Origin of the sequence: Pseudomonas sp. Z1-29, from assembly GCF_051131995.1 — a bacterium.
Lineage (GTDB): Bacteria > Pseudomonadota > Gammaproteobacteria > Pseudomonadales > Pseudomonadaceae > Aquipseudomonas.
Window position 1 is genome coordinate 3,549,266 of record NZ_CP071645.1, and the last position, 24,236, is coordinate 3,573,501.

Here is a 24,236-nt window from a genome sequence, read left to right on the forward strand (position 1 = left end):
GCTTACTCCTCAACCAGGGCCGGCTCAGCGACACGAGCGCGCTGGGCCAGGCGATTCAAGTCCCGATAACCAGCGCCCGGGTGGCTGGCGGGAAGGCGCGGGCCGTCGCCGAACAGCTTCTCGCGCAGGGTGCCAGGGCGATAGTCGGTCTTGTACACGCCGCGCTGTTGGAGTTCGGGCACCAGCAGCTCGACCACGTCGCGAAAGGTCTCATGGGCCAGGGCGTAGGCCAGGTTGAAGCCGTCCACATCGGTTTCCTCGACCCAGGCCTGCAACTCGTCGGCGACGGTTTGCGCGCCGCCGACGATCAACGGACCAAAGCCGCCGATGCCGACCCAATCGGCCAGTTCCTGGACTGTCCATTGTTTGTCGGGGTCGGCGGTGGAGAAGGTTTCCACGGCCGATTGAATGGCGTTGGTATGGATGTGCTTGAGCACCTGGTCGGGTCGGTACTGGCTGAAATCGATGCCAGTCCAGCCGGAAACCAACGCCAGCGCGCCCTCATAGCTGCTGTAGGATTTCAGCTCCCGCCACTTGGCCTGTGCCTTGGCATCGGTCTCGTCGACGATCACCGTTTGCAGGTTGAAGATCAGCACCTTGCGCGGATCACGCCCGGCCTCGGCGGCACGTCGACGGATATCGGCCACGGTCTTTTTCAGGATGACCTTCGACGGCGCCGCGACGAATACACATTCCGCATGGCCGGCGGCGAAATCCTTGCCACGGCTCGATGCCCCCGCCTGGTAGAGTACCGGCGTGCGCTGCGGCGACGGCTCGCAAAGGTGGATACCCGGCACCTGGAAGTGCTTGCCCTGGTGACGGATCTCATGGACTTTGCCGGGGTCGCTGAAGATGCCGCGCTCCCGGTCGCGCACCACCGCGCCCTCCTCCCAACTGCCTTCGAACAGTTTGTAGAGCACCTCGAGGTATTCGTCGGCGTAGTCGTAGCGTGCATCGTGATCACTCAGCGCCTTCTGGCCGAGGTTACGCGCGCCGCTGTCGAGGTAAGACGTGACGATGTTCCAACCGATGCGCCCCTTGGTCAGGTGATCCAATGTCGACAGGCGGCGGGCAAAGGGATAGGGATGCTCGAAGGTCAACGAGGCGGTCAGGCCGAAACCCAGGTGCTCGGTCACCAGTGCCATCGGCGTGATCAGCGCCAGTGGATCATTGACCGGGACTTGGGTCGCCTGGCGGATCGCGGCGTCACCATTGCCGCCGAGCACATCGTAGATACCGATCACATCGGCAATGAAGATGCCGTCGAACTTGCCGCGCTCCAGCAGTTTGGCCAGGTCGGTCCAGTAATCCAGGTCTTTATACTGCCAGGCACGATCCAGGGGATGTCGCCAGAGCCCTGGAGACTGGTGGCCGACGCAGTTCATCTCGAAGGCATTGAAACGAATTTCACGTGGCATGGGAACTCCTGCTCGATGGGGTCAGCACCCTATCCGGGCGCTTTCTCGTTGCTGTCTCAACATGATTCATGCCAGTTCGTAAATTCCTTTATTTACAGTGGCTTACTCACGGAACCGCGCAATCAGGGTGACTACCTCCCAACACCGGTGTTGATCAATTGTTCGATAACAAACAGTTCGGACATTCGCTCGGGACCGTTTGCCAACACCCACTCGACGGCCTGGTCCGCAACCGGCCGACGCTCATCAATGTTCAATGGCTGAAGGCTTGGTTGAAGGACGTGTCGATAACGCCAGCAGTGGCCAGCGGAGCCGGCAGCGCCTTGACCTTGAACAGGAAGTCCGCCGTGCTCTGCAGGTCGGCGGCGGACTGCTGGTCCACCGGACCAACGCTCATGTGGGCCTGGCGCAACCAATGGCGCGAGACGTCCTGGTCAAGATTGGCCTTCTTTGCCCAGAGGTCCGCGTATTGGTCGGTGTGGTTGTCGACCCAGGCGCGGGCTTGTTTCACGCGGCCGAGGAAGTCGGCGATGGCTTCACGCTTGCTGTCGATGGCCGGCGTCGAGGCGGCAATGGCGCTGAGGCCGGGCATGAGGTCCTTCGCCGTCAGGATCGGCCGGGCGCCGGAGAAGAGGATCTGTTGCGAGATGTAGGGCTCCCACACCGGAAAGGCATCGATGCTGCCCTGGGGCAAGGCAGCGGCTGCATCAATGGGCATCAGCTTGATGAAGTCGACGTGGTCTTCCGGCAAGCCGGCCCGTTCCAGGGCGCGCAGTGTAAGTTGCTGACTCCACGCCCCGGGCCAATAGGCGACCTTCTTGCCCTTGAGGTCGGCGATGGTCTTGACCGGCGAGTCCTTGGGCACGAGCAGCGCGATGGTGTCAGGGTTCTGCCGCGAGACGCCGATCAACTTCACCGGTGCCTGTTTGGCGGCCAGGAACAGAAAGCCCGAATCGCCGAGGAAACCCAGGTCCAGGTCACCAGTACTCAGCGCCTCGGCCAGTGGCGCGGCCGCTTGGAAGTGCTTCCAGTCGACGCGATAGGGGGCGCCCTCAAGCACACCCGAAGCCTCCACCGAAGCCCGGACGTTGTAATAGTTCTGGTCGCCGACATGCAGTACCAATGGCTCGGCGGACTGGGCCAACGGTGCGGCAAACAATGTGCCGAGCAGTAGACGTTGCAAGAATTGGCCGGGCTTCATGAAAAGACTCCTGAATGAATTTCTTAGAACTTAACGCTCTTGTAGTTCAACTCAGAAATTCTTTTAAGGCATAAGCTCATAAGTCACTTGCGACCGCTGACTGCGCTGCAACAGCGCCGCAGCAGACTGTTGACAGGGCAACATTGCCCTCGAAACTTCCACCCCCTGGCGCCCCGCCAGCCGCGCGTTTTCCGGCTATGGCACAGAGCCTGCAATATTCCAATCCGGCGGGTTTTTTCCTGCCTTTCGATCCTTCGGAAATAAGAACATTGCCTTCTTGCCGCCTTGCCTGGAGCCGCTCGATGAAACCCGCCCTCCGCTTTTCCCTGGCCCGCGCCAGATCCCTGCTCAGCGCCTGCGCCCTGGTGCTGGGCCTGCCGTCCCTGACCCTGGCCGCAGAAAGCCCACCGACTGAAGTGCACCTGGACTACGCCTATTACTCGCCGGTCAGCCTGGTGCTCAAGCACTTCGGCTATCTGGAAAAGGCCCTGCCCCAGACCAAGGTGAGCTGGGTTTTGAGCCAGGGCAGTAACCGTTCCCTGGAATACCTCAACAGCGGCGGCGTCGACTTCGCTTCGTCCGCCAGCCTCGCCGCCGTGCTGAGCCGGGCAAACGGCAGCCCGATCAAGTCGGTCTACGTCTACAGCCGCGCCGAATGGACCGCCCTGGTGGTGCGCAAGGATTCGCCGTACCAGACAATCGCCGACCTCAAGGGCAAAAAAATCGCCGCCACCAAGGGCACCGATCCCTACCTGTTCACCTTGCGCAGCCTGCAACAGGCCGGGCTGGACAAGGACGACGTAGAACTCGTCCACCTGCAGCACCCGGACGGGCGCACCGCCCTGGAAAAAGGTGACGTCGACGCCTGGGCCGGCCTCGACCCGCACATGGCCGCCAGCGAAGTCCAGGCCGGATCGCGCCTGCTCTATCGCAACCCCGGCTTCAACAGCTACGGGGTGGTCAGCGTCACCGAAAAGTATGCAAAGGAGCATCCGCAGACCATCAACACCGTACTCGCCGCTTATGAACAGGCCCGTGAATGGGCGGTAGGTCATCCGCAGGAGCTGGCCAAACTTCTGGCCGACGAATCGGGCCTGCCGCTGGAAGTGGCCAGGTTGCAACTGTCGCGTACTGATCTGGGCAACCCACAACTGAGCGCCAGGGACGTGCTGGCCTCGAAGGCCGCCGCGCCGATCCTGGTTTCCGAGGAGCTGGTGCGTCGCGGGGTGAATGTTGACCAGGTCATCGAGCAACTGCTCGACACCGGTCACCAACAGGCCGTGGCCCGTCAATAACCGATTGCCCAGGCGACAACCGATCCGCGCCTGGCGCGGATTCGACGTTGCCGGAGAACCGCCATGAGCAGTAACAGCAAAGACCTTTCCAGCCTGCGCCTGGCCCTGCCCGCAACAAGCAAGGCGCCCCTGTTCAATGCCGACTGGCGACTGCGTCTCAAGGGGCTGGCCCTGCCGGTGCTGATCATCGTATTCCTGGAGATCATCGTGCGCATCGGTTGGCTGCCCTCCTACCAGATGCCAGCCCCCAGCGAGATCGCCCTGACCCTCGGCGACCTCGCCGAAGGGGCGCTGTGGAAACACATCAGCTCCAGCCTGTTGCGGGTATTGCTGGGCTTCGCCATCGGCGCCGGCCTGGCCTTGGTATTTGCCGCCTGGGTTGGCTTGAGCCGCGAAGCCGAAGCCTATCTGGAACCAACCTTCGCCGGCCTGCGCTCGATTCCCAGCCTGGCCTGGGTGCCGTTGCTCCTGCTGTGGCTGGGCATCGACGAAACCTCGAAAGTGGTGCTGATCGCCATCGGCGCGTTCTTTCCCGTTTACCTCAATGGCGTCGCAGCGATTCGCAACATCGACCGCAAGCTGGTGGAAGTCGGCCATATGTACGGGTTCAACCGTCGCCGCCTGGTGCGGCGGATTCTCCTGCCCGCCGCCCTGCCCGGCCTGTTCACCGGGTTGCGCAGCGGCATGAGCCTGGCCTGGATGTTTCTGGTGGCGGCCGAACTGATCGCCGCCACCAAAGGCTTGGGCTATCTGCTCAGCGATGGCCGCGAAACCTCGCGGCCGGACATCGTCCTGGCGGCCATCATCGCACTCGCCGTGCTCGGCAAGCTCAGCGACGGCATCCTTGCCGGCCTGGAAAAACGCTTCCTGGCCTGGCGCGACACCTTCAACGGCAGCGAGGACTGATCCATGACCCAAGCCCTGCTGGATATCCACGTCGAGCGCAAGACCTTTGCCGCCACCACTGTGCTCAATAATATCCACCTGCAACTGCAGCCCCGTGAAACCGTGAGCCTGCTGGGCCCCAGCGGCTGTGGCAAAAGCACTTTGCTGCGCATCGTCGCAGGCCTGGAAAAAGACTTCGAAGGACAACTGCTCAGCCACACCGAACAGCTCGCCTTTGTGTTTCAGGAAGCACGGCTGATGCCGTGGCTGACGGTGCAACAGAACATCGGCTTCGGTGATGACGATGATTACGACAAGGCCTGGGTCGCGCAGTTGATCGACGAAGTTGGCCTCAACGGTTTTGCCGACGCCTTGCCCAAGGCCTTGTCCGGCGGCATGGCGCAACGCGTGGCGATTGCCCGCGGCCTGTACTCGCGACCGCAAGTGCTATTGCTGGACGAACCCTTCAGTGCCGTGGACGCCTTTACCCGAATGAAACTGTAGGACCTCTTGCTGCAACTGGCCGAGCGGCACGCAATCGCCCTGTTGTTGGTGACCCACGATGTCGACGAGGCGTTGTACCTGAGTGACCGGGTCCTGGTGATGGACAACCGCCCCAGCAGCATCCGCCAGGAACTGACGGTGCAGCTGGACCATCCGCGGGATCGACGCGACCCATTGCTGGCGCAGCTCAAGGCGCTGGGCCTGACTGAATTGCAGCGTGCGCATGTGATTTGAACAGGCGTTCAACCAGCAGTGGCCGGCATCACCTGACCAGCGTAGCAAGGTCGATCAATGCAGGATCTGGCTCAGGAACAGCTTGGTACGGTCGTTCTGTGGGTTGTCGAAGAAGTCGTGCGGGGCGGCCTGTTCGACGATTTCGCCCTTGTCCATAAAGATCACGCGGTTGGCCACGGTGCGGGCGAAACCCATCTCGTGGGTCACGCAGAGCATCGTCATGCCGTCTTCGGCCAGGCCGATCATGGTGTCCAGAACCTCTTTCACCATTTCCGGGTCGAGGGCCGAGGTCGGTTCGTCGAACAGCATGATCTTCGGCTTCATGCACAGGGCACGGGCGATCGCCACGCGCTGTTGCTGACCGCCGGAGAGCTGGCCCGGGTACTTGTGCGCCTGCTCTGGAATGCGCACGCGCTCCAGATAGTGCATGGCGATTTCCTCGGCCTTGCGCTTGGGCATCTTGCGCACCCACATTGGCGCCAGGGTGCAGTTCTGCAGGATGGTCAGGTGCGGGAACAGGTTGAAGTGCTGGAACACCATGCCGACTTCCCGGCGGATCGCTTCGATCTGCTTGAGGTCGTTGGTCAGCTCGACGCCGTCGACCACGATGCGGCCCTGCTGGTGTTCTTCCAGGCGATTGAGGCAGCGGATGGTGGTGGACTTGCCGGAACCCGAAGGGCCGCACAGGACGATACGCTCGCCCTGCCTGACGTTCAGGTTGATGTCTTTCAACACGTGGAACTGGCCGTACCATTTGTGGACAGCCTCCATGCGGATCATGCCGTCGGCGCCCGCAGGCCCAGGGCTCACTTCATTCATCACAAACTCCCATGCTGCAGGCCCGCTCATGTCGAGCAACGGCCTGAATATCTGCGCTTCAATGAAGGACCGCTTGCAGGAATTGTCGTGTCCGAGCCTCCTGGGGCGCGGTAAATATCTGCGACGGCGGCCCCATCTCGACAATCCGCCCTGCGTCGAAAAATATCACCCGGTCCGCCACTTCCCGGGCAAAGCCCATTTCGTGGGTCACGACAATCATGGTCATGCCTTCGGCGGCCAGACCCTTCATCACGTTCAGCACGTCGCCAACGGTTTCCGGGTCCAGCGCCGAGGTGGGCTCATCGAACAGCAGCAATTTTGGCTTCATGGCCAAGGCACGGACGATCGCCACGCGCTGTTGCTGACCACCCGACAGTTCGGATGGGTACCCGTCAGCCTTATGCCGAAGTCCGACGCGGTCCAGCAGTGCCAGCGCAGCGCTTTGTGCCTCGGCCTTGGACGCGCGCTTGAGCTTGAGCGGCGCCAGGATCATATGGCCATCACCGACAGGTGCGGGAACAAGGTGTAGTCCTGGAACACCATGCCCACCTCCTCCCGCAACTTCGCCAGTGCCTTGCGATCACCCGCCTTGATCGACTCGCCATTGCCGATCACCACACTGCCGGCCGAGGGCACTTCAAGGCTGTTGAGGCAGCGAATGAAGGTGGATTTTCCGGAGCCGCTGGGACCGATGATCACCACCACTTCGCCTTCGGCAACGTCCAGGTCCACACCCTTGACCACCTCATGGTCACCGAACCGCTTGTGCAACCCACGTACCGTCAACATGCTCATAGCCCCGCCTGCGCCCGGGTCGCTGCTTGCAAACGCTCATGGGCAGCCGCCAAGCGATCACGACGAGCCTGGTTGGCTTGGCGCTCGGTGGCGATTCTGGCGTTGGCGCGCAGCAGGCTCGGCTTGAGTGAAGCCATCGACGGACCGCCCGCCGAAATCCGCGCCTGGACGTTGGCGGTCGGATCAAGGCAGTCGCGCACCTTCTGGGCCGGCAGGTTCAGCGCATGCCCCAGCTGCTCCAGGGCACAGACATCGACCATCGCGCTATCGATCTGGTGCGCCAGCATGCCCGCATCCATGGCCATGCGTACGACCCCACCGACGACATGATGGGCCTCGCGGAACGACAGGTCCGCTTCCTGCACGATCAGATCGGCCAGGCCGGTGGCGGTTGAAAAATCCTCTCCCGCCCGGCGTACCGCCAGCTCAATATTCGGCGTTGCGGTGCGCAATACCAGATCCAACAGTTTCAGGCAGCGCAGGCTTTCTTCGGCGGCCTCCCAGAAGCCACGGATGCCCTCGCGATTACCGTCGCCGGTATGGGAGAAATTGCTTCCCTTGATGCTGATACTCGCCCCCATCAGCAGGCCGACAATATGCCCGCTGCGGCCTTTGAGATACTCCAGCACCGTGGGGTTTTTCTTCTGGGGCATGATGCTCGACGTCGCGGCGACGCTGTCGGGAAAGTCGATCAGGCTGAATTCGTGAGTGCTCCAGACGAAATAATCCTGGGCCACGCGGCTCCAGAACACCGCCAACAGACTCAGGTGCGACAGGCTTTCGAGAATGAAATCCCTGGAGCCGACCGCATCCAGGGCGTTGTCCAGATAACCGTCGAAACCCAGCAGCTCGGCCGTGCGCCCCCGGTCGATGTTGAATGGCGTCCCGGCAAAGGCCGCCGCGCCCAGCGGACTCTGGTTCATCGATTCCAGGGTCTGGGTCAGGCGCTTGCAATCGCGCGCCAACGCCTGTTCCACCGCGGACAGGTAATAGCCATAGGTGATCGGCTGCGCCGGTTGCAGATGGGTATAACCCGGCATCACCACGTCGGCGAACATTTCGGCGTTGTTGACAGCTGTCTGGCGGACTTCCAGCAATGCCTCGATCAGGTCCATCAGCACTTCACGGCAGCGCAGCCGGTCGAGCGTGGCGAGGATGTCGTTGCGGCTGCGACCGGTGTGCAGGCGCCCGCCAATGTCGGTGCCAATTTGCCCGATCAGGTGGGCCTCGTAGTTGAAGTAGGCATCCTCACGGGACGGGTCGAGGGCCACCTCGCCAGGCCCGGCCTCCTCCATTTCGAGCACGCCCCTGGCCAACACAGCGGCGTGCTCATCCTTGATCAGGCCTTGCTCGGCAAGCATCACGATGTGGGCCTTGTTGATATTGCCCAACAGTTCGAAACCCTCGGCGAAGCCCTGCAGGCGCGGCCGGTAGATGTACTCGTTGACTTCCGGCGCGGTGGCTTCCTTCAGGCGCCGGCTGACTTTGGATGCTTGCATGTTGAAACCTCTTCAGGAGTGGCACGCGTCACTGGGCGACCCAGCCGACGTTCGAGATAGCGGCTGAGCCAGCTCAGCAGGGAACAGATGACGAAATACACCAGCAACACCAGGCCGTAGACCGTGAACGCAGGGCTCACACCAGTCATGACGGTGTCCCGTTCGATGATGATCTGGCCGACCTTGAGGAACTCGCCGACACCCACCAGCGCGCCCAGGGACGTGGCCTGTACCAGCATGGTCAGCAGGCCGGTGTACGCCGGAAGGATGGCGCGCATCGACTGTGGCGCGATCACGTAGAGATAGATTTGCCAGGGCCGCAGGCCCAGTGCCCAGGCGCTTTTCCATTGATGGCGCGCCACCGACTCCAGGCCACCGCGCACGATCTCGATGCCATTGGCACTGCCCCACAGGGTCAGGCCGGTGGTCACCGCCACGAACGGGCTCAAGTCCAGGCCCAACATCGGCGCACCGAAAAAGATGAAGAACACATTGACGATCAACGGGATCGAACGAAACAGCTCGACGTAACCGTGGATCGCCAACTGCAACAGACGATTCTTCAGCGTCGCCAGCACCCCGAGAACGACAGAGATCAGCGTAGTGAACAGCAGCACCACCAACGCCAGGCGCAAGGTCATCCACAGGCCCTTGCATACGAAGGCCCAGTTTTCGATCAGAAAATTCATACCGGCCTCAGTGTTGGAAAGGTCGTTGCAAGCGGGCCGAGAGCCGTCCCGTCAACAGCGCCAGGATCCCCACCAGCGCCAGGTAGATGACGCAAATGGCGCTGAACATTTCGATGGCACGAAAATCCGTGGCAATGCGGTCCACCGCGACGAACGTCAGCTCGGCCAGGCCGATGGCCTGCAGGTAGGACGAGTTCTTGAGCAACGAAATGGCGGTGTTCAACATCGCCGGCAAACTGGTTCTGAAAGCGATGGGCAAGGCCACCAGGAAAAAGTGATGACTTGGCTTGAGGCTCAGCGCCACGCTGGCTTCACGCATGCCGTGCTCCACGGTCGCCAGCCCTCCCCGCACGTTCTCGATCTGATAGGCCCCGGCCCAAAGCGACAGGCACAACACCCCCGACCAGAACAGCGACAGCCCCATGCCGATGGCGGGCAACCCATAGAAAATGAAGAACAACTGCACCAGGATCGGCGTGTTGCGGATCAGTTCCACGTACAACGCCACGACCTGCGCCAGCACCGGCACTTTCATCACCCGCGCCGCGCCGCCGAGGACACCCACGAGCAATGAGCAACCGATGGCGAGCACCGACACGCGCAACGTCATCTGCACGCCATCGAGCAGCGCCGGCCACTGGGCCAATAGATAGTTGAAGTCAAAGTCCATGGTGACGTCCGCTCAAAGGGCTTCGGCAGGCTTGGGCTGCTCGAAGACGCTTATGTAGTAGCTCTGGATGCCCTGGGGCACGAACTGCTGGATCCAGCCACGGAACAGTTTTTCCTCATGCATGCGCGCGATGGCGGCGCTGAGGTAGTCGCGCCATGCCTCGTCGTTCTTGCGCACGCCGATCGCCGCATCGGAAATCTGGAACGGCTCGTTGAGCAGGCGCGCGTCCTTGTCATTGTCCGCCACCACCACAAGCGTCGCCGCATCATGGGTGTAGGCATCGGCGCGGCCCTGGCGGAAGGTCTGCAACGCATCGGCGGCGCTGTTCATGCGCAAGGTCTTGACCCCCGGCATGTGGTCTTCGAACCACTTGGCCTGCACCGAGCCCTTGAGGGTAGCGAGGGTCTTGCCGTTGAGGTCGGCGATTTTCCTGATCGGGCTGTCCTTCTTCACCACCACGTCGCTGGCGCCCCAACGATAAGGCGTGGTGAAGTCGATGACGCGCAAGCGTTCAGGGGTGACGCCCAAGGTCGCGATCAGGAAATCGACCTTGCGCCCGAGCAATTGCGGGACGCGGTTTTCCGCCGTGACGCAGGTGAACGTCACCTTGTCTTTCGAGCCCAGCGACCACAGCGCGATCTGCCTGGCCATCTCCACTTCGACGCCGGCGAACTGGCCACTGCTGTCCTGAAAACCGTAGGGCGGTTGGTCGCAACGCACGCCGGCACGCACCTGGCCGGCCTCCTTGATCTCATCGGGAACCGCAGGCAATCCGCTTGCCTGGGCCTGGGTAAGACCACCCTGCGTCAGGCACGAGAACGCCAGCGCACTGCCAAGAATCTTGAATGAAAATGACATGATGCCTCCTGGTTTACCTATCGGTATCGAGCGGCTGAGGCGGCACGACACCGTGAAAATACAAGGGCAGAAATGAGATAAAGAGCGGCGTTTTTTTATGCTTATGACTGCCGTATGCTCGAACCGCATCGCCGTTCCCGCCTTCGCGCTCACGTCGATGGAAAGATTTATAAAGCCTGTGGCTCATGCAAACAAATGACAATTCATCAGTCATTCATACCAAATTGATATGGGACGCCATGAACTTCAAACAAGTCGAAGCCTTTCGCGCGGTCATGTTGAGTGGCTCGATGACCGCCGCGGCCGAGTCCCTGCATACCTCCCAGCCCAACATCAGTCGTTTGATCGCCCAACTTGAGCGCAACGCTGGTTTCAAGCTGTTCGAACGGGTCGCCGGACGCTTGCTACCCACCGATGAGGGGGCCGCGCTGTTCGCCGATGTCGAGCGGGCGTTCATCGGGCTGCACAGCCTGGAGAAAGCCGCGCAGAACATCCGCCGCGTCGGCACGGGGCGCTTGCGTATCGCCGCGGTCCCCTCCCTGTCGCTGACGGTGTTGCCTCGCGTGATCCAACGCTTTCGCCAGGAGAACCCGGACGTCGCGATCTCGCTCCATACCAATGACTCACCGATGGTTGCCCATTGGACTGCCTCGCAATTTTGCGATCTGGGGCTGGCGTCCTACGTCGGCGAGGACATGCCGGGGGTGACGACCCGGTTGATCTGCGACGTGCCAGGCGTGTGCATATTCCCCAAGGGTCACCGCCTGAGCGCACTGGCCTGCGTCGGACCGGAGGATCTCAAGGGCGAGGAATTCATTTCGCTGTCGCAAAACGACGGCTCTCGTGCCCGGGTCGACCGGGCATTCCCCGAGGACCGGGGCCACCGGAAACTGAGCCTGGAAACGCCCTACGCCGCCACGGTCTGCTCGTTGGTGGGTCTGGGCCTGGGCGTCAGCATCGTCAGCCCGATCGTGGCGCTGGAGTACCTGCATACTGGCATCGAAATCCGCCCCTTTCGCCCACAGATACGCTTCTCGACCTATCTGCTGCTACCGGCAGACAGGCCGCAAGGCTTGCTGACACAACGGTTCGGGCAACTGATTCATGAAATGCTCACTGCCGTTGCGACGGATTGGCAATGAGCGGCGCCGTCGTGGCCTGGGCACTGCCATGGACAGAACGAACCCGCACCCGCAACGCAATCAGCAACGCAGCCAGCAGCATCAGCACAGCCGCCGCGACGAATACGCCGGCGCTGCCACCGAGGCTGAACATTGCACCGCCAGCGGCAGCGCCCGTTGCGATGGCCGACTGCACGGACGCCACCACCATGCCCCCGGCGCTTTCCGCCTGATCAGGCACCGCGCTGGCGACCCAGTTCGACCACGCCACCGGCACACCGCCAAAGGCCAGGCCCCAGATTGCCAGCAGCACCGCCTGGCCCGGCACCGAGGCCGGCAACAGCACCAACGCCATTGAGGCAACGCCTACCAGCGCCGGCATCAATACCAGGGTGGCCAGCGGATGACGCTCAAGCAGCCACCCGGCCAACAGCGTGCCGGCGAAGTTCGCCACTCCGAAACCCAGCAGCAGCAGCGACAGCCCTTGCGCGTCGATGCCGGTAGTCCCTTCGAGAAATGGCCGGACATAAGTGAACATCGCAAAATGGCCGCTGTGCACCAGCACGCAAGCGAACATGCCCATGGCGATGCCCGGGCGCCGCAACACTTCAAGTACGGTGCGCAGGCGTGCCGGCCTGCGTGGCGCAAGGCGCGGCAGCGTGAACGACTGGAAAGCCAGGGTCACCACACCTACCGCCGCCGCTGCAAAGAACGCGCTGCGCCAGCCATACAGCCCGCCCAGGTAGCTACCCAACGGGACCGCAACCACCGTCCCGATGGCGATGCCGCTGAAAATGATCGAGAGCGCTCGGGGCAACAAAGCCGCCGGTACCAGGCGCATCGCCGCCGCTGCCGCCATGCTCCAGAACCCGCCCAGGGCAATGCCCAGCAAGATACGCATCAGCAACAGCACCGCGAGGCTGGAAGAAACGGCGACCAGTAGATTGGATGCGATCATCAACGTGGAGAAACCCAGCAGCACCCAGCGGCGGTCGATGCCGCGGGTCAGGCCTGGCACCAACAGCCCAGCGAACAACGCAACCACGGCGGTCACCGTTACCGCCTGGCCAGCCAACGCTTCGGACACTCCCAGGTCGGTCGCCATCGGCGTCAACAGGCTGGCCGGAAGGTACTCGGCGGTCAGCAATCCGAACACGCCCATTGCCAGCGAGAAAACGGCCATCCACGCGGGGGTTGTCGGCTCCACATCCGGCCCGACGCCGGAACGGCTGCCGGGTCCGGCATTACACACACAGTCAGTCATTACACGGATCTCCGAATTTCATTGCGACCCGCAGTCTAGGCGCGCGAAACCGGATGATCTATGATCGAAAACCTCGACTTTTTGACCGAAACACCTGAACCATGCCCACCGATCAGTTTGCCCTCTCCTCGGATCTCATCAACGAGCTGTTGCGCGGCATGCGCCTGCGTGGTGTCGAGTACCGGCGTATCCAGGCCGGTCCAGCCTTCGGCCTGGGCTTCGCTGCCAAACCAGGACACGCCTGGTTCCACTTCCTGGCGGTCGGCAATGCACTGCTGCGGATGGAAGACGGAACCACCTACGCGCTGTCGGCCGGCAATGCCGTGTTCATTTCCCATGGGGCGGCCCACCAACTGCTGTCCTATGTGGACGCGCCGGTTCAAGACATCGATCGCCTGGACGGCGCTCCCCTCGGCGATGCCGTCAGCGCGGTGGATACCGGAAACGATGCCAGCCCCACGCCGACGACCATTCTGTTCAGCGGCTGCATGGAGTTTGAACTGGGCAGCATCCATGGCCTGGGCAGGCTGATGCCGGGCCTGATGCTGATTGATGCTGGCGGCCAGCGTTACCCTGGACTGATGCCGATCCTGACCACCATGGAACGCGAAGCGAGCGCCGCACGTGTCGGCTTCGCCGGCATTCTCGCGCGGCTGGCCGACGTGGTGGCCGCCATGGTCGTTCGCGGTTGGGTGGAGTGCGCCTGCGGCAATGCCTCTGGCCTGGTCGCCGCATTGCGCGATCAGCGCCTGGCCAATGCACTTCTCGCGCTCCATCAACAACCGGGCCGCGACTGGACCGTTGCGCAGTTGGCGAAGCAATGTAATACCTCGCGCTCGGTCTTCGCCGACCGTTTCCAGGCGACTATCGGCATGGCCCCGTTGCGCTACGTCACCGAACTGCGGATGCGGCTCGCGAGCCAGTGGCTGACGCTCGAAAGGCTGCCAATCGAAGAAGTGGCGCAGCGCCTGGGCTACACCTCCCAGGCCGCTTTCAGCCGCGCATTCAAGCGCGTTACGGGCAAGACGCCTGGGTTGAGTCGTCAGTCGAGGCAGTCGGCTCTCTAGCCTTGACAGGCGGATAGGACGACGAAGTTGAGTCGGCAGTAAGGAGGCTGCTTCCTGCGCCAACCGAACCTTTGCGCCCAAGCATCGTCCGAGCTTAAGCGTTTAAGCTAACTGCTCGCCACGAGGTTTCCGTTTGAAAGCTGCCATCGTCAAAAATTACCGTCTCATCGTCAAGACCATGGGCTACGTGGGCTGGGCTTTGTTCTGGTTGTTGCTCTGGGACATCGCCGTCACGGTGGACTTCATGCTGTTTCTCAACGCCAAGTTGAACCTGCCGCTGATGCCGCTGACCTTGCTCGGCTCGGCTTTGGTGGTGTTGATCAGTTTCCGCAACAGCAGTGCTTACAACCGCTGGTGGGAAGCACGGACGCTGTGGGGGACGATGATCAACAATTCACGCAGCTTCGCCCGTCAGGTGCTGACGCTGCTGGACGACCCCGGCAGCGAGGTGAATCCGGTCAAGTCGACCTTGTTGCGTCGCCACGTCGCTTATGTGAATTGCCTCGCCGCGCATCTGCAAGGCCAGCCTTGTCCCGAGGAGGTGCGGGCGTTTATTCCGGACGAGGAGTTTGCCCGCAGTGGCACGACCAATAACTTTGCCAACGATATCCTCACCGGCTCGGCGACGTTGCTGGCACGCGAATACAAGGCCGGACACTTGGACAGTATTCGCCTGGCGCGTCTTGAGTCGACGCTGGTGGACCTGTCCAACAGTCAGGGCGGCATGGAGCGGATCGCGAATACGCCGCTGCCCTACCCTTATGTGTATTTTCCACGGCTGTTTATTTCGCTGTTCTGCCTGATTGTGCCGGTTGGACTGGTGGAATCCCTGGGCTGGTTCACGCCGCTGGCTTCTACCGTGGTTGGGTTCATGTTGCTGGCCATCGAGCGCATCGGCACCGATCTGCAAAGCCCGTTTCGCCACAGCGAACATCAGATCCAGATGGAAGCGCTGTGCGAAACCATCGAAAAGAACCTGCAGTCGATGCAGCGCGATTCCTTGGGTGATGTGCGCAGGATTGAAGAGAACGCTTGAAGAAAAACCCTGTAATGGCCCCTCAAGTCATCAATGTTGTTGAACTCGCCGCGCTACTTCACATAGCCACTGGCGCAACAGTTGGGCTGCCTCACCCAGCACCACATCTTTGGCCTGCACCAGATAATAGCCCTTGCCAGTCTTCAATACAGCGTCAACGACAGGTACAAGAAGGCCTTGCTCCATGTCGTCCTCGACCAGCCAAGGGCTGGTGAGCACCAAACCTTGGTCGCGCCGCGCCGCGTCGATTGCCAACTCGGACTGATCGAATTTGAGGCTGCTGGAGAAGTTATCAGGGGACATGCCGACCGATGACAGCCATTGAGACCAGTGGGCATGAGAAGTCGTATAAAGCAAGGTTGCTCCCGGCAAACAATCAAGGTCATGCAACTGCAGCCGTTCGCGGTAGGCCGGGCTGCAGTAGACCCTTACCTCGTCTGGCAAGAGCAGTTCTGCGTGCACGTCACTGGCATATCCATCGAAATGGCGCACTGCCAGGTCGCAGGCGGCGTCATTAAAATCCACGGTATCGGTAGATGCACTCAGGTGCAGTTGCACTTCTGGATAGCGCTCGGTGAACAACGGCATCCGTTTTGCGAACCAGGACTTGGCGAACGCCGGCGGCAGACTCAACCGTACCTGCCTGTCTCTAAGACCCCGGACAGCCAGGTTGGCTGTCTCCAGCTGGCGAAGAGCCGGCTTCACCTGCTCCCAGTAGCTCAGAGCTTCCGCCGTTGGTTGCAGCCTGCGCACACTGCGTACGAACAGTGGCGTTCCTAGCCAACCTTCCAGTTTGCGGATCTGTTGCCCTACTGCTCCCGGCGTCACGAACAACTGGCTTGCAGCGACGCTGACGCTGCCAGTGCGCATGACCGCGTCGAAGCAAGCGATAGCCCTGAGGGGCGTGTCAGCTCTCATGACGTAGTTTTTCTCTTCTATAGATCGAAAACACATGATTTGTAGCGGCTTGCGTACTTTCCCACAATCGAATTTCGCCACAGCGCAGAACGAATTCCGATTTCCGTAGGAAAAACCAATGCCGATCATCCGGCAGGTGGCCGGCTGTTCCCAACCGAGTGAGGAATAAATGGTTGTGCAAATCATCAGCGATAAAAGGTGCCAATAAGTGAGAAAGTCTGTAGACGGGGCTGCCACGGCGGTGATGGTGGTGCTGTGCCTCATTTGGGGTGCCCAGCAAGTGGCAATGAAGGCGGTTGCTGGTGACATGGCACCCATCATGCAGGTCGCCGTTCGCTCGGGAGTCGCTGCAGCCTTGGTCTGGCTGATCGGAAAATGCATCATGCGGGAGATGTGGTTGCCACGTGTCTGGTGCCGCTCCGGGTTGGTCGTGGCCGTTCTGTTCGCCAGCGAATTTCTGTTTATCGCGCAAGGGTTACGCTGGACAAGTGCTTCACATATGGCGGTTTTCCTTTATACAGCGCCCTTATTCGCTGCCATTGGTCTGCATCTACGCTTGCCGGAGGAGCGCCTTAGCGCGATTCAATGGTCTGGTATGTCTCTGGCGTTCGCAGGGATTGCCGTCACCTTCCTCATGCCACGGGACGGGACAGCCCTTCAAATCACCAACTCAAACAGTCTTCTAGGTGACCTGTTGGGCTTGTGCGCGGGCGCTACTTGGGGATTTACGACAGTAGCGGTGCGTACCAGTCGCCTTAGTGAAGCTCCGGCAACCCAGACCCTGTTTTATCAACTGGCAGGAGCCTTTCTCTTTCTGCTGCCTTTAAGCCTGGTAGCAGGCCAAAGCTCGATGACTTTCTCTACCGGCGCAGTGGCCAGCCTGGTTTTCCAGACATTAATCGTGTCAGTGGCAAGCTACTTGATCTGGTTCTGGATGCTTCGCCGCTACTTCGCAGCTCGTCTTGGAGTGCTGGCCTTCATGAGTCCGCTGTTTGGCGTACTGATGGGTTATCTGTGGCTCGGAGAGCAAACGAGCTTCGGATTTCTGCTAGGCGCAAGCCTGACTATTGTCGGCCTGCTCGTAGTGAATCTCAGCAAAGCGGTTGGGCAGACTGGGGTTGATAGAAGTTGCCCGCCCCCTGAAAATCGCAAGGAGAAGATGCAGTCCTGAAGACGGGTTGACGGACAGGCTGGCCGTCATCCGGTGATCCGCTTCGGGGTACGTCCAATTGCTCAGCTCACCTGGCAACCTGATTGAGCCCTGTCTATAGTTTTCGGCGCCAGATAGCTACCGGAGGCATGGACATGAGTCAGAGCATTTCGCCCGCCGCTTCAGCTGCGCGGAACACCGGCATGGTAATCACGACTTTATGGGGCTCGGACACCGTCGCAGGTATTACGGTCGATCCGGACGGTGCCATCTGGCTTGGCGCTTATAGTCGCCTGGGATTAGGAGGCGAAGAAGATTCAGGCTTCACCGCAAGCCTGGTTCGGTTCAATGCCGACGGTAGCCTGGATCGCAACTTCAGTGGAGACGGTAAGTCCCTCCTCCCCGTGTCGCTCGATATCGAGGACGGTGGTAACGCTGCGGTGCAGCCGGGAGGGGGCTACCTGGCGGCGCTCTACGTAAAAGTGGGCGATGCCTGGGTTTCAGGTGTAAGCCGTACCTTGGCTGACGGCAGCCTCGATACCAGTTTCGGGAATGGCGGCACCGCGACGGTGCCTTTCTACTGGAATGAAGATCTAGGCCAGCAAGCGTCGTTCTCCGTACAACGCGACGGCAGCTTTTTCGCAAGTGCCGGGTATCCCTCTGGAGAAATTCATATCGCTCGCTTCGACGCGACGGGGACCTTGGTCTCGTCTTTCGGCGAGGCTGGAGTCCTGCACCTGCCAGCGTCCGTGGGCATTCGCCCCGGCAGCGCGATCGACGTTTCGCTGCAGGGAGACGGGAAGGTATTGGTCACCGGGCGAGATACCCTGACCCGCCTCAACCCGGACGGTACTCTGGATAGCAGTTTTGCGAACGGGGGTAGCCTCGCCTTGGATGTTCACCCAGACGCCCTCGTCATTCAGGATGACGGCAAAATCCTGCTGGCGGGCGCCTCGGGCGGCGTGGCAAGCGTCATCCGCCTCAATGCCGACGGCTCGCTCGACACCGGTTTCGGTGATCAGGGTAAGGTGAGTTGGGGCTCGCAAAGCGCTCCTTTCGCAGTCGCCGACATGATCGTGCTGGCCAACGGCAATCTTTTGGTTGGTGGAAGCCAAGGAACGAGCGCGGACGGCTATCTGGCCGCCTTGGTCCAGTTGAACCCCGACGGTAGCCTGGACCTCGGCTTTGGCAATCCCGACGATGGCTATCATCACCTTGACGGTGGCCGCGAGGATGACTTCCTGCTCGGTACCGCCTCGTTCGACGATGCGATCTCTGGCGGGGCCGGTGACGATCTGCTCGATGGCCAGCAAGGTCGTGACCTGCTGACGGGTGGCACCGGGGCCGATACGTTCCGTTACCAGTCAGCCGCAGACAGCTACCGAACCGCAACCATGGCCCATAGCGACCGAATCACCGACTTCGACCCCAGCACCGATACGATCGACCTCTCCTCCCTCGGCTTCCTCGGGCTGGGCAATGGATATGACGGAACGCTGGCGATACGCGTCAATGAAAGCGGGACCCGGACCTACCTCAAGAGTTTCGAGGCCAACACGGATGGGGAACGCTTCGAAGTGATCTTCGACGGTAACCTGGGCCAGACGCTGAATGAAACCAACGTCCTGTTTCAGCAAGCCAGACTGGTGGGCACCGAAGGGGCTGATCGTCTACAAGGCAACGCTCGCGGCGAAATCATCGAAGGATTCGCGGGCGATGATCGCCTTAATGGCGCACTGGGGAATGATGTACTGGTTGGCGGAAATGGTCGGGACCTATTGGCGGGTGGCGGCAACAACGATGTGTTCCGCTTCGACGCATTGAGCGACAGCTACCGTACCGCCACCGAAAACCACACTGATCGCCTGATTGACTATACCGCGGGTGAAGACACGATCGACTTGTCCGCCTTGGGCTTTACTCGATTGGGAAATGGTTACAACGGCACATTGGACGTGGTTTTTAATGAGGCCAAGAACCTGACTTACTTGAAGAGCTACGAAACCAATGCATCCGGGGCTCGATTCGAGTTGAGCCTGGCAGGGGATCACTCCGGTTACCGTGACTTGAACATCATCTTCGCCGAGCCCTTGGAGGAGGATCTCTTTCAGTTGATCGGAGTGGCTGACTCCCTAGTGTGAAACGCAAGCCTAGTTAGTTCTTGTCTTAGGCAGTCAGCACTCCTGACGCGGGAATGTCATCCAACGGAACAGGTCGCTCTTCGTTACTCCCGCAGTCGTTCTTCCGCGCCGCGAAGCTTAACGTCATCCGATGCGCGAATTTACTTCAACGCAGCCACCACGGCATCGAAGAATACCATCGGGTCGATCGGCTCTTTGTCAACCGGCTTGGGCTGGGCACCGAAGGTGACAATCACGACGTTATTGGCAGGGTTGACGTAGATGTTCTGGCCCTGGATACCGACCGCCGAATAGGCGCCGTCTTTCACCGACGGCTCGGTCCACGCCGTCCACCACATGTAACCGTAGTCCAGGGACTTGCCGCCTTTGAGGGTGGTCGGCAGCGTCGCCTCCTTGACCCAGCCTTCGGGCAGAATCGAGGTGCCATTGATCTTGCCGCCGTTCATGAAAAACAGCCCGAAGCGCCCATAATCGCGCAGCGTGGCGCTGATACCACTGCCACCGATTTCCACGCCGTCAGGCGAATCGAGCCACCACCGGGCATCACTCTCCATACCGAACGGCCGCCAGATCTTCTGCGATAGATAATCGGCCAGCGGCATCTTCACAGCGCCACGGACGATCTCGCCGAGTACCTGCGTTTCGCCAGTGCTGTAAGTGTTGGCCGTGCCAGGCTCGGCTGCTCGCGGCAAACTTGCCATCAAGGCCATGGCCGAACGCGGTTTCTGCGAGATCTGCGCTTTGAGTAGCGCGCGACGATCGGACGCCGGATCGGTGTAGGTCTCGTTCCACTTCACGCCCGAAGACATCATCAGCACGTTGCGCACGGTCACGCCCTCGTAGGCGCTGCCCTTGAGCTCGGGAACGTAATCCACCACTTGCGCATCAAGGCTCTTGATAAGGCCGTCTTTGATCGCTGCAGCCGCCAGCGTAGAGGTGATGGACTTGGCTATCGACATCGACATCCATCGGGTTTTCTCGGTGTTGCCTCGCTGGTAGGTCTCGAACACGATCTTGCCGTCCTTGAGCACAAGCATCGCCGTAATGCTGTCCAGCGCGACGAAGTCATACAGGTCGTACTTTTTGTCCCCGACAGTGAAGCGAACGTTGGGCAACTGTTTGTCTGATTTCGGCAGCGCATAGGGGTGATCGCCGGCTTTGATCCTGTGGGTAGGGAACAGCCGGTCGATGTTGCGGTAGGTACTGACCGCCAGATCGGGGAGCATGGCGCCGTCATAGATCTGCTCCACGGTGCCAATCGGTTCCTGGGCGTGGGGATAATCCTCAGCCCATGCGCCCGCGGTGATACCCGCAGCGAGCAGACCAAGCGAGAGAAGCAGCGAACGACCAGCCGCAGCCACACCAAAAATAGCGGATGAGTGCATAACCTATCCTTATTTTGATTTGCTATTCACGCACGTCGAGACACGCGCCCGCTTGAACCATAGCCTACTCATTGAAATCACGCCCGGGCTGAAGGACGATGCTGTTGCAGAAAAGGCGACAGATTTATTTGCTGGAGATAAGGCTGTCCCCTTTTACCGCCTTTTACTGTCAGCATCCATCGGTCGTTCAAGCGAGGCCGCCCCCGGCCATGGGTTTCGATGAAGAGTTCGGAGACCTACATCCTTGGCCTCATCCGACAGTTCGTAACACTTTGTCATCACATAATTCCTTTCCGTTGATGGTGCAAACTCTACAAAGTCTCAGCATTTAAGAACAACAAACTGGGTTTATCGGAAGTTTCTTACAGACCCTAGAAGTTGTATACCCGGCAATACCTTTGTAGCTGGAGGAATTTAGTTTCACGATGTGCAAGTCACATGCTAGCATTCGTAGGCGCTCAGGATCTTCTTCCATACAGTGCTTAAGGACGAAATCTATACATTTTCAGGAGATAACTTTGGCTATGGCTATTGTTGAGGGCGACAACAGCGACGACGACTTGTGGGCTACCGAAGCTTCTTTCATGTATGGTTTCGGAGGAAACGACACCATACATGGAAGTAATTTCCATGACATCATTGAAGCAGGGACAGGCAATGATGTGATATACGCCAATGCTGGAAACGACATGGTAATCGGTAACGAGGGATCTGACCGATTATATGGAGGGGATGGAGACGATTTTATCGTCGGAGACAATACCCTCGATGCTACCGGAGCTGGAAACGACTTCCTATCTGGTGGCGCCGGCAATGATCGTTTACATGGCAATTACGGCAATGATAATTATCTTTATTCCGTGAACTCCGGGATTGATATCATCAATGATGGTCTCACGGCAGCCGGAATCGCGGGCTACGGCGGCGGAACCGACACGCTTGAATTTTCCAACGCAACTTTTAACGATATCTATTTTCAGCACCTCGCTTCCAGTAATGACCTACTGTTATTTACATCGGCAGGCGTGGACGAAAATGGATCGATCCAGCACGGCGTTATCATTCAAGACTTCTATTTGAATGATAACAACACCAATATTGAATATATGAGGGATAGCACCGGCGCCAGATTTGACCTATCCCAACTGTTGACTCCTGGCGAAACCTCGTACACCGAGTCCTCTTCGCATAGTTTGGCATTTGCGTAACTTGCCAGTGGCAGACCTCATATAAACAGAAGGAGATATATTACATGGACATTTCCAAAGGCATACGCTTAACGACAAACATGTCGCGCAGCATTGCAGACATGAATCCTACGCCAGCGAAAGCGACTGGTGATTTTGACCGCGTGTTAAGTGAGGGGCAAAAATTTGTTCTCAAGGCGCAAGCGATGGAACGAGGCGAAATTCACTTTGTTGCTGACAACGCCCCCGAGAACGCGGTTCAAACGGTTATGAAAGGCAATCAGGTTGTTGCCACAATTTATAAATCCGGTGCAGTAACGATTTCTGGTGAGTTCGCCGGATATATAGACCACCTCAATCTTCCTGAATCAGGAGCGATGCGCGCTAAAGTAATAGCAGAGGCTGTGGGCGGGAAGATTTTAGATGTATCTCCCGACTCTCGCTCTTCGAAATTTCCGTTTTCAACAATCGTTTAAGACGAGATTTTTTGGATAACCGCACACCGCGTTAAAAAAAGCCCAGTTTCGGCGGGGCTTTTTTTGAAATCTTCGAAGAAGAGAGTTGCATATGACTAACATGCAATGAGTATGACTGAAAAGGGGACAGATTTATTTGCTGGGAGTATCTTTTTCCCTCTTGATTCGCAGCTGTTGGCTAGCCATACCTGTTTCCGAATCAAATTCTGACGTTATGGGATGCCGACGAACCGACAGCCGCCGCCCCAGGGCCCTCTTCCAGCCTCTTTTGAAGCACCTTCTCGTCCAACTGCCCACACCACTTGGCAACCACGATTGTCGCCACCCCATTACCGATCAGATTGGTCAATGCCCGCGCTTCAGACATGAAACGGTCTATCCCCAGAATCAAGGCCAGCGCAGCAACGGGCACATGCCCTACTGACGACAGCGTCGCCGCCAAGACGATGAAGCCACTGCCCGTTACACCCGCCGCCCCCTTTGATGTGACTAGCAAGACCAGCAACAACGTAATCTGGTGCGTAATGTCCATGGGCGTATCGGTGGCTTGGGCGAGGAAAATCGCCGCCATGGTGAGGTAGATGGAAGTGCCATCAAGGTTGAAGGAATAACCGGTCGGGACGACCAGGCCCACGACGGACTTATGCGCGCCGAGCTTCTGCATCTTGACGATCATGAGTGGTAACGCGGTCTCGGACGACGAAGTGCCCAGGACGATCAGGAGCTCTTCGCGGATGTACTTGATGAACCTGAAAATGCTGAACCCATGCAGGCGCGCTATCGATCCCAATATCCCCAGTACGAAGACCACGCAGGTAAAGTAAAAACACAGCATCAGATAGCCCAACTGGACTAAAGAACCGACACCGTACTTACCGATAGTGAAGGCCATCGCACCCAGCGCACCGATGGGCGCGACTTTCATGACCACACCCATGATGCTGAACAACACCTGGGAGATGCTCTCGATGAACTCGAACACCCGACGCCCATAATCACCGATGCGATGCAGCGCGTAGCCAAACAGTACAGAGAAGAACAGCACCTGCAGGATCTCACCCTCAGCAAACGCGCCAACAATCGTGTTGGGGATAATGTGCAGGAGGAACTGAATGGTGCTCTGCTCTTTGCCTGCGGCAGCGTACGCAGCAATACCCGACGCATCGAGCGTGGACGGATCGATATGCATTCCAGCGCCCGGCTGCACGAAGTTGACCACAGCCAGCCCGATCAACAGGGCAATTGTCGAAACAATCTCGAAATACAGAAGCGCATAGCCACCGGTCTTTCCGACCGCTTTCATGTTTTGCATGCCTGCGATGCCGGTGACCACAGTACAGAAGATGATGGGGGCGATGACCATTTTGATCAGCTTGATAAAACCATCGCCGAGCGGTTTTAACGTGGTACCGGCTTCCGGATAAAAGTGGCCAATCAGGATGCCGATTGCGATCGCGAACAAGACCTGGAGATAAAGAATCTTGTAGAACGGTTTGCGGTTTTGAGTTTCAGCGGACATGACGGAACCTCGTTTGGGACACGTGCGAGGTCCTCGGACCACAGCACCCGTTACATACACCTTCCTTTGATGGAAGAATTTGTTTTGAATGAAAAACAGGAATAA

At 59.5% G+C, this 24,236-nt stretch carries 20 protein-coding genes and 2 pseudogenes; 10 read left to right on the plus strand and 12 right to left on the minus strand.

The annotated features are described in order from the left end of the window. Nucleotides 1-2 precede the first annotated feature (2 nt). Both J3P84_RS15890 and J3P84_RS15895 read right to left on the minus strand, forming a co-directional pair. On the minus strand, nucleotides 3-1,418 hold the full coding sequence (locus J3P84_RS15890) for an LLM class flavin-dependent oxidoreductase (protein WP_434624285.1): 1,416 nt from the start codon (nucleotides 1,416-1,418) through the stop codon (nucleotides 3-5). 253 nt (nucleotides 1,419-1,671) lie between these two features. Continuing rightward, the gene (locus J3P84_RS15895; protein WP_434624287.1) at nucleotides 1,672-2,619 is read right to left on the minus strand and encodes an ABC transporter substrate-binding protein; all 948 of its coding nucleotides are present in this window, start codon (nucleotides 2,617-2,619) and stop codon (nucleotides 1,672-1,674) included. A gap of 302 nt (nucleotides 2,620-2,921) precedes the next feature. Here J3P84_RS15895 and J3P84_RS15900 point away from each other — a divergent pair, with 302 nt between their 5' ends. The 3 genes and pseudogenes from J3P84_RS15900 (at nucleotide 2,922) to J3P84_RS15910 (ending at nucleotide 5,537) form a co-directional block, all read left to right on the plus strand. Further along, nucleotides 2,922-3,914 (plus strand): aliphatic sulfonate ABC transporter substrate-binding protein, encoded by a 993-nt coding sequence (locus J3P84_RS15900; protein ID WP_434624289.1) that lies wholly within the window; start codon nucleotides 2,922-2,924, stop codon nucleotides 3,912-3,914. Nucleotides 3,915-3,977: 63 nt separating this feature from the next. Continuing rightward, the gene (locus J3P84_RS15905) at nucleotides 3,978-4,820 is read left to right on the plus strand and encodes an ABC transporter permease (protein ID WP_434624291.1); all 843 of its coding nucleotides are present in this window, start codon (nucleotides 3,978-3,980) and stop codon (nucleotides 4,818-4,820) included. Nucleotides 4,821-4,823: 3 nt separating this feature from the next. Next, nucleotides 4,824-5,537: pseudogene (locus J3P84_RS15910) on the plus strand (ABC transporter ATP-binding protein). 54 nt (nucleotides 5,538-5,591) lie between these two features. Here the strand turns inward: J3P84_RS15910 and J3P84_RS15915 are convergent. The 6 genes and pseudogenes from J3P84_RS15915 to J3P84_RS15940 form a co-directional block, all read right to left on the minus strand. Next, the gene (locus tag J3P84_RS15915) at nucleotides 5,592-6,356 is read right to left on the minus strand and encodes an amino acid ABC transporter ATP-binding protein (protein ID WP_434624293.1); all 765 of its coding nucleotides are present in this window, start codon (nucleotides 6,354-6,356) and stop codon (nucleotides 5,592-5,594) included. Nucleotides 6,357-6,414: 58 nt separating this feature from the next. Further along, nucleotides 6,415-7,145, minus strand: a pseudogene (locus J3P84_RS15920) (amino acid ABC transporter ATP-binding protein). Nucleotides 7,146-7,147: 2 nt separating this feature from the next. Beyond that, nucleotides 7,148-8,650, minus strand: coding sequence for an argininosuccinate lyase (argH, locus tag J3P84_RS15925; protein ID WP_434624295.1), 1,503 nt, complete (start codon nucleotides 8,648-8,650; stop codon nucleotides 7,148-7,150). Continuing rightward, nucleotides 8,620-9,339, minus strand: coding sequence for an amino acid ABC transporter permease (locus J3P84_RS15930; protein ID WP_434624297.1), 720 nt, complete (start codon nucleotides 9,337-9,339; stop codon nucleotides 8,620-8,622). Before J3P84_RS15930 ends, argH begins: the two co-directional genes overlap by 31 nt. Before the next feature lie 7 nt (nucleotides 9,340-9,346). Next, nucleotides 9,347-10,009, minus strand: a complete 663-nt coding sequence (locus tag J3P84_RS15935; RefSeq protein WP_434624299.1) for an amino acid ABC transporter permease — start codon at nucleotides 10,007-10,009, stop codon at nucleotides 9,347-9,349. Between the two features lie 12 nt (nucleotides 10,010-10,021). Beyond that, nucleotides 10,022-10,867, minus strand: coding sequence for a transporter substrate-binding domain-containing protein (locus J3P84_RS15940; RefSeq protein ID WP_434624301.1), 846 nt, complete (start codon nucleotides 10,865-10,867; stop codon nucleotides 10,022-10,024). A 239-nt stretch (nucleotides 10,868-11,106) separates the two neighbouring features. Between J3P84_RS15940 and J3P84_RS15945 the strand changes: the two genes are divergently transcribed. After that, nucleotides 11,107-12,009: a LysR substrate-binding domain-containing protein gene (locus J3P84_RS15945; protein WP_434624303.1), complete on the plus strand. Its 903-nt coding sequence runs from the start codon at nucleotides 11,107-11,109 to the stop codon at nucleotides 12,007-12,009. On the opposite strand, the gene J3P84_RS15950 is transcribed toward J3P84_RS15945, so the two are convergent. Beyond that, nucleotides 11,981-13,252, minus strand: a complete 1,272-nt coding sequence (locus J3P84_RS15950; protein WP_434624305.1) for an MFS transporter — start codon at nucleotides 13,250-13,252, stop codon at nucleotides 11,981-11,983. The two genes, J3P84_RS15945 and J3P84_RS15950, sit on opposite strands and share 29 nt — an antisense overlap. 101 nt (nucleotides 13,253-13,353) lie before the next feature. Here J3P84_RS15950 and J3P84_RS15955 point away from each other — a divergent pair, with 101 nt between their 5' ends. Together J3P84_RS15955 and J3P84_RS15960 are read left to right on the plus strand one after the other, a co-directional pair. Further along, nucleotides 13,354-14,319, plus strand: coding sequence for an AraC family transcriptional regulator (locus tag J3P84_RS15955; protein ID WP_434624307.1), 966 nt, complete (start codon nucleotides 13,354-13,356; stop codon nucleotides 14,317-14,319). A gap of 133 nt (nucleotides 14,320-14,452) precedes the next feature. Then, a complete protein-coding gene (locus J3P84_RS15960) occupies nucleotides 14,453-15,355 on the plus strand; it encodes a bestrophin family protein (protein WP_434568826.1) in 903 nt (300 codons plus the stop codon). A 30-nt stretch (nucleotides 15,356-15,385) separates the two neighbouring features. On the opposite strand, the gene J3P84_RS15965 is transcribed toward J3P84_RS15960, so the two are convergent. Beyond that, the gene (locus J3P84_RS15965; protein ID WP_434624309.1) at nucleotides 15,386-16,402 is read right to left on the minus strand and encodes a LysR substrate-binding domain-containing protein; all 1,017 of its coding nucleotides are present in this window, start codon (nucleotides 16,400-16,402) and stop codon (nucleotides 15,386-15,388) included. A gap of 79 nt (nucleotides 16,403-16,481) precedes the next feature. Between J3P84_RS15965 and J3P84_RS15970 the strand changes: the two genes are divergently transcribed. Further along, nucleotides 16,482-17,444 carry a DMT family transporter gene (locus tag J3P84_RS15970; RefSeq protein ID WP_434624311.1) on the plus strand — a complete coding sequence of 321 codons (963 nt, stop codon included), beginning with the start codon at nucleotides 16,482-16,484 and terminating at the stop codon, nucleotides 17,442-17,444. Between the two features lie 134 nt (nucleotides 17,445-17,578). Next, nucleotides 17,579-19,564 (plus strand): M10 family metallopeptidase C-terminal domain-containing protein, encoded by a 1,986-nt coding sequence (locus J3P84_RS15975; RefSeq protein WP_434624313.1) that lies wholly within the window; start codon nucleotides 17,579-17,581, stop codon nucleotides 19,562-19,564. Between the two features lie 140 nt (nucleotides 19,565-19,704). Here the strand turns inward: J3P84_RS15975 and J3P84_RS15980 are convergent, their stop codons facing one another. Then, nucleotides 19,705-20,949, minus strand: a complete 1,245-nt coding sequence (locus J3P84_RS15980) for a serine hydrolase domain-containing protein (RefSeq protein WP_434624315.1) — start codon at nucleotides 20,947-20,949, stop codon at nucleotides 19,705-19,707. Between the two features lie 524 nt (nucleotides 20,950-21,473). On the opposite strand from J3P84_RS15980, the gene J3P84_RS15985 reads away from it, so the two are divergent. Both J3P84_RS15985 and J3P84_RS15990 read left to right on the plus strand, forming a co-directional pair. Further along, entirely contained in the window at nucleotides 21,474-22,157 is a 684-nt protein-coding gene (locus tag J3P84_RS15985) for a calcium-binding protein (RefSeq protein ID WP_434624317.1), read from the plus strand. Nucleotides 22,158-22,201: 44 nt separating this feature from the next. After that, on the plus strand, nucleotides 22,202-22,612 hold the full coding sequence (locus J3P84_RS15990; RefSeq protein ID WP_434624319.1) for a hypothetical protein: 411 nt from the start codon (nucleotides 22,202-22,204) through the stop codon (nucleotides 22,610-22,612). 199 nt (nucleotides 22,613-22,811) lie between these two features. On the opposite strand, the gene J3P84_RS15995 is transcribed toward J3P84_RS15990, so the two are convergent. After that, nucleotides 22,812-24,131, minus strand: coding sequence for a dicarboxylate/amino acid:cation symporter (locus J3P84_RS15995; protein WP_434624321.1), 1,320 nt, complete (start codon nucleotides 24,129-24,131; stop codon nucleotides 22,812-22,814). Nucleotides 24,132-24,236 lie beyond the last annotated feature (105 nt).